Genomic DNA, 4892 nt, shown 5'->3' on the forward strand with positions numbered 1-4892 from the left:
AACCGGCCCTGAACGCATTGTTGCCTCGGTTTTGCCCCAGCTAGATTTGAGCGTGGAAGAAATCTTGCAAGCGCGTCGTTCTGTGTAGTGTTCCGTGCTGCATACTTTGCCAGGAGAAACTTATGCCGATTGGAGTGCCCCGCGTTCCCTACCGTCTGCCCGGTGAGCCCTACAGCCAGTGGATCAGCCTCGACGACCGCCTCTACCAAGAGCGGATCTTGTTTATTGGCGAGCCCATCGATGACAATTTGGCCAATACTATCGTGGGGGTGATGCTCTACCTCAACTCCCAGGATCCGCAAAAAGACATTGTGATGTACATCAACTCTCCGGGCGGCTCTGTGACGGCGGGCATGGCCATCTACGACACCATGAACCACATCAAGCCGGACATCGTAACCGTTTGCGTGGGCCAGGCAGCCTCGATGGCGGCCTTTTTGCTGGCTGCCGGCACCAAGGGAAAACGCTTTGCCCTGCCCCACTCCCGCATCATGCTGCACCAGCCTTCTCTGGGCACGATCCAAGGCCAGGCCAGCGATATCGAAATTCGCGCCCGCGAAACTCTGCGGGTCAAACGGCGCATGAATGAGATCTTGGCGCAAACCACCGGCCAACCGCTGGAGAAAATCGAGCGGGATGTGGAGCGAGACTTTTACCTCTCGGCCACGGAAGCCCAGGCTTATGGAATTGTCGACCGGGTGATCCAAGAGCGCTCGGAAGCCATGGCCAGCTAAGGGGGATTTTGGCTCGCCGCAAAAAGAAGACCTGGGCAAGATTCCGAATCAAGCGGAGTGAACCGGGAGATTGGCATCCAGTGAACCGAAAGCATTGGGTCAGAAGGAGCAGTGGATGGGCCGGTCTGCTGGTGTTCCTGCTGTATCCCCCCTATCCAGCTTTGGCTTTGCCCCCGGCTTCTGAGCTCCCTGAGGAGGTGCTGCGGGCTCAGCCAGATTTGCAGGCTCGCTCTCCGGTCGATAATCAGCCCCTCACCGCCGGCGAAGCTCTGCAACTCCAAGCAGCGCTGGGGGCCCGGCCCGAAACCGGATCTGTTTCTCCAGAGGTGGAGCGGCTGATCTTTTTGCTCAGGCTGCGCAAAGGGTTGCGCGACCTGTTTCCTTTTTTGTTCCCATAGCCTTTGATCTGGCCTTCACCCCCTGTTCCCCTCTCCCCAAGGGCGAGGAGGGATCCCTTTCTGGTAGCGGTAGGGGCCGGCGCGGGATCCCCAGGTTTGCTGACCGGTGGTGGCGTCAAAGCCGCGATCCCAGGTGATGAATTCTTGGGCTGTGAGGTCAAACTCGATGTGGATGTAGGTGCTGTCGCCGGGGTTGAGACGGCAGCCGCCGCCCGGCAGCATCTGGCCATGAAAGCAGTTGGGACGTTTTTCCACCAAAATGCGGCAGCCGGGCAAATGCTCCAGGTCTGCCAGAGAAAGCTGCGCCAAGCGCTGCGGATCCTGAGAGGCGCCTGCCCAAGCCGCTTGATCCCGCAACTTGTAGTTCTCGATCCGCAAGGGATCCGCCAACAACTGCAGCACTCGGCTGCGGTAAAACCGGCCCGGCGTGTGCTCGTTAAATTGCTCGGTAAAAAAGCCGATCCCCTCTGAAAACAAGCGGGGTAGGCGCACGTACCAGAGGCTGACCGGCACAAACCACACCGGTTCTGCCATGGCTTGGGCGCGGTTGCTGTAGTAGCCTTCCAGCCAATCGGCCAAGGTCTGCAAGTCAGAGTTGGGAGCTGCCGCAGAAGAAGCTGTCATGGGCAGGAAAGAGGGTTGCCTGTCTTCAGGGATTTCTCGATTGTACGGCTATGCCAAGGGGGGGTGGGGGCCGAGCAGTAGGGGCCGCCTCGATCTTGTCTGGAGAGGTCAAGATTGGCTTGGCTGGTCATAGCTGTTGTCGCTGCCGCTGTTGCCGCTCCAGGGCCTCGAACAGGGCTTGAAAATTGGCCTCTCCAAAGCCTGTGGCCCGGCCTAGCCGTTGAATGACTTCAAAGAAAAAGGTGGGCCGGCCAAATAGAGGTTGGGTAAATGTTTGCAGCAGAAGGGGACGATCCTGGCCATCAGAGGCGGGCAGGGTGGCATCCAAAAGGATCTGCTGCTCCACCAGGTCTTGCCAGGAGATGGCCTGTCCAAGGGCGGAACGGAGCGCCAACCCCAACTCCCTTTCCAGGCTGGTGTAGTACTGCGGCGGCACCTGCAAAAAGTCCACTCCCCCCTGCCGCAACCGCCGCAGGCTGGCAACGATATCCGGGCTGTGCAGCGCCGCGTGCTGAATGCCCGGGCCACCATGGGCATCCAAAAACTCCTGAATCTGAGAAGCGGCGCAGGTGGGTTCGTTGATGGCCCATTGGATCCCGGCTTCTGGATCCCCTACCACCACGCTTTCCAGGCCAGAGGTGTCGGTGTGGATGCTGTAACGGTACAGATGCCGCCAGCCCAGCACCTGGCCATACCAGTCGGCTGCCGCCTGCAGGGATCCCTGCTCCACGTTCAACACCACGTGATCCCAATGGGAGAACAGGCCTGCTTCCGCAGGGGTGACGTTGGAGGGGCCGGGGACGAGAGAATGCCGGATCCCGTAGGGGGTGTGGAGGCAGAGCGCCGCTGCTGCCGGGATCCATTCCACTGGGGCGCCTCGCCCCCGCAACAGCTCCGCCAAGGCCGGTAGCTCCTGCTCCCCCACCGCCAAAGCCACATCCACCACCCCCGGCGAATGCTGCTGCAAATGGCGATCCACCTCGTCCCCCGCCCGTGCCGGCTGAGACAGGCGCACGCGCAGGGATCCCTGCCGCAGATCCAGGGTGTTGCCGGCCTCGCTTTCCAGTCGGAAGCCCCAAACCCGACAAAAGTGTTCCCGCCAACGGGGCAGATCCCAAAGGTAGAAGTGCAGGTGATGGATCCCTTGGACAATTCGAATGGACTGGTTCATAGAAAGCGCACGGCTAACACGAACGCCAGGTGTTCTGGTGTTTTCCCGGCAACAGGTAACCGGGGCCGCCCTAACCCAGCATAGGCTGGCCCTTTGGCGAGGGAAAAGGTCAAAACCCTTTCCAGCAAACCCTTAAGACAACATTAAAAACACGCTTAAAAATGCGCCCACAAAAACATCTTCGCAGGGCAAAGGACTAAAATTGAAGTGGGCGAGGTGTATGGCCAACATCCAAAAAAAGAAACAGCAGAGTTGCTAAAAGCTCTCCCTCAAGTCAGTCACCAGGCCCTCTCTTTTGCAAAGATTGTTGTAGCTTTTGGCAGTTGCTGGGGCGCCGCCTTGCCCTATTGTCAGCCTATTGGCGGAGTTGTCAGGCGTCATAGTTGGGAGGATTGTTATGATAGCGAGCGCGCAGCGTTCTGTAGCTTTGTCTACAGAATCGAAGGCCGAAAAAAATACAGAACGCAAAGTATCTGATCAAGCAGTTGCGAGAGATTTTCTGCCGGGGCAGTGGCAGCGCTGCATCGATGTCCGAGATTTTATTCAGCGCAATTACACTCCCTACACCGGGGATGAAAGCTTTTTGGCGCCGGCCACCGAGCGCACCCAACGGCTGTGGGCCAAGGTTAAGGATTTGATGGCGCTGGAGCGGGAGCGGGGGGTTTTGGATGCCGACACCGACCTTCCTTCCAGCATCACCAGCCACCCGCCGGGCTATATCGACCGGGAGCTGGAGCAAATTGTAGGTCTGCAGACAGACAAGCCCCTGAAGCGGGCCATCCTGCCCTTTGGCGGCATCCGCCTGGTAGAGACGGCCCTCAAGGCCTACGGCTACGAGCTGGATCCAAAGGTTAAGGAGATCTTTACCAAATACCGCAAGACCCACAATGACGGGGTCTTCGACGCCTACACGGAGGAGATGCGCCGCTGCCGCCGCTCTGGCATCATCACCGGCTTGCCGGACGCCTATGGGCGGGGCCGCATCATCGGTGATTACCGGCGGGTACCTCTCTACGGGGTGGATCGGCTGATTGAAGACAAGGAGGCGCAAAAAGCCAGCCTCGACCTGGACACGATGGATGAAGAGACCATCCGCCTGCGGGAGGAGCTCTCAGAGCAGATCAAAGCCCTGCACGAGCTCAAGGAAATGGGGGCCAGCTACGGCTTTGACCTGGGCCGGCCAGCAACCAATGCCCGCGAGGCCATCCAGTGGCTGTACCTAGCCTACCTGGCAGCGGTCAAAGAGCAAAACGGCGCCGCCATGTCCCTGGGGCGGGTCTCCACGTTCCTAGACATCTACATCGAGCGGGATCTGCAGGCCGGGATCCTCACCGAAGAAGAGGCCCAGGAGCTCATTGACCACTTTGTCATGAAGCTGCGCATGGTCAGGTTTTTGCGCACGCCGGAGTACAACGAGCTTTTCAGCGGCGATCCCACCTGGGTAACTGAGTGCATTGGCGGCATGGGGCTGGATGGGCGACCTCTGGTCACCAAGACCAGCTTCCGCATGCTGCACACCCTCTACAACCTGGGGCCGGCGCCGGAGCCCAACCTAACGGTGCTCTGGTCGGAGCGGCTGCCGGAAGCCTTCAAGCGCTACTGCGCCAAGGTCTCCATCGAAACCAGCTCCATCCAGTACGAAAACGACGACCTGATGCGCCCCTACTGGGGGGATGACTACGGCATCGCCTGCTGCGTATCGGCCATGCGCATTGGCAAGCAGATGCAGTTTTTTGGGGCGCGGGTAAACCTGGCCAAGTGCCTACTCTATGCCATCAATGGCGGTCGGGATGAGATCTCCGGTGAGCAGGTGGCCCCGGCCTATGCCCCCATCACCTCTGAGGTGTTGGAGTACGACGAGGTGTGGCCGCGCCTGGTGCAGATGATGGCCTGGCTGGCCAAGACCTACGTCAACACCATGAACATCATCCACTACATGCACGACAAGTACTGCTACGAGCGCCT

At 59.5% G+C, this 4892-nt stretch carries 5 protein-coding genes; 3 read left to right on the forward strand and 2 right to left on the reverse strand.

Going from position 1 to position 4892, the window contains the following annotated elements; all coding sequences use genetic code 11:
- Positions 1 to 122 precede the first annotated feature (122 nt).
- Together NW857_RS06400 and NW857_RS06405 are read left to right on the forward strand one after the other, a co-directional pair.
- Entirely contained in the window at positions 123 to 734 is a 612-nt protein-coding gene (locus NW857_RS06400) for an ATP-dependent Clp protease proteolytic subunit (protein WP_414334591.1), read from the forward strand.
- Positions 735 to 865: 131 nt separating this feature from the next.
- A complete protein-coding gene (locus NW857_RS06405) occupies positions 866 to 1132 on the forward strand; it encodes a hypothetical protein (protein WP_414368362.1) in 267 nt (88 codons plus the stop codon).
- Positions 1133 to 1147: 15 nt separating this feature from the next.
- On the opposite strand, the gene NW857_RS06410 is transcribed toward NW857_RS06405, so the two are convergent.
- Complete coding sequence (locus tag NW857_RS06410; protein ID WP_414368365.1) at positions 1148 to 1756, reverse strand: chromophore lyase CpcT/CpeT; 609 nt, start codon at positions 1754 to 1756, stop codon at positions 1148 to 1150.
- Between the two features lie 127 nt (positions 1757 to 1883).
- A complete protein-coding gene (locus tag NW857_RS06415) occupies positions 1884 to 2927 on the reverse strand; it encodes a VOC family protein (protein WP_414349300.1) in 1044 nt (347 codons plus the stop codon).
- Between the two features lie 397 nt (positions 2928 to 3324).
- On the opposite strand from NW857_RS06415, the gene NW857_RS06420 reads away from it, so the two are divergent.
- Positions 3325 to 4892, forward strand: a 1568-nt coding sequence (locus tag NW857_RS06420) for a pyruvate formate lyase family protein (RefSeq protein ID WP_414368367.1), incomplete at its 3' end; no start/stop codon positions are given.

Origin of the sequence: Synechococcus sp. H55.9 (assembly GCF_047462355.1) — a bacterium.
Classification (GTDB): domain Bacteria; phylum Cyanobacteriota; class Cyanobacteriia; order Thermostichales; family Thermostichaceae; genus Thermostichus.

What these genes read in the sequence shown, in the direction of transcription:
- NW857_RS06400 (WP_414334591.1), top strand. Translation starts at nt 123, where the DNA reads ATGCCGATTGGAGTGCCCCGCGTTCCCTACCGTCTGCCCGGTGAGCCC.
- NW857_RS06410 (WP_414368365.1), bottom strand. Translation starts at nt 1,756, where the DNA reads ATGACAGCTTCTTCTGCGGCAGCTCCCAACTCTGACTTGCAGACCTTG.
- NW857_RS06415 (WP_414349300.1), bottom strand. Translation starts at nt 2,927, where the DNA reads ATGAACCAGTCCATTCGAATTGTCCAAGGGATCCATCACCTGCACTTC.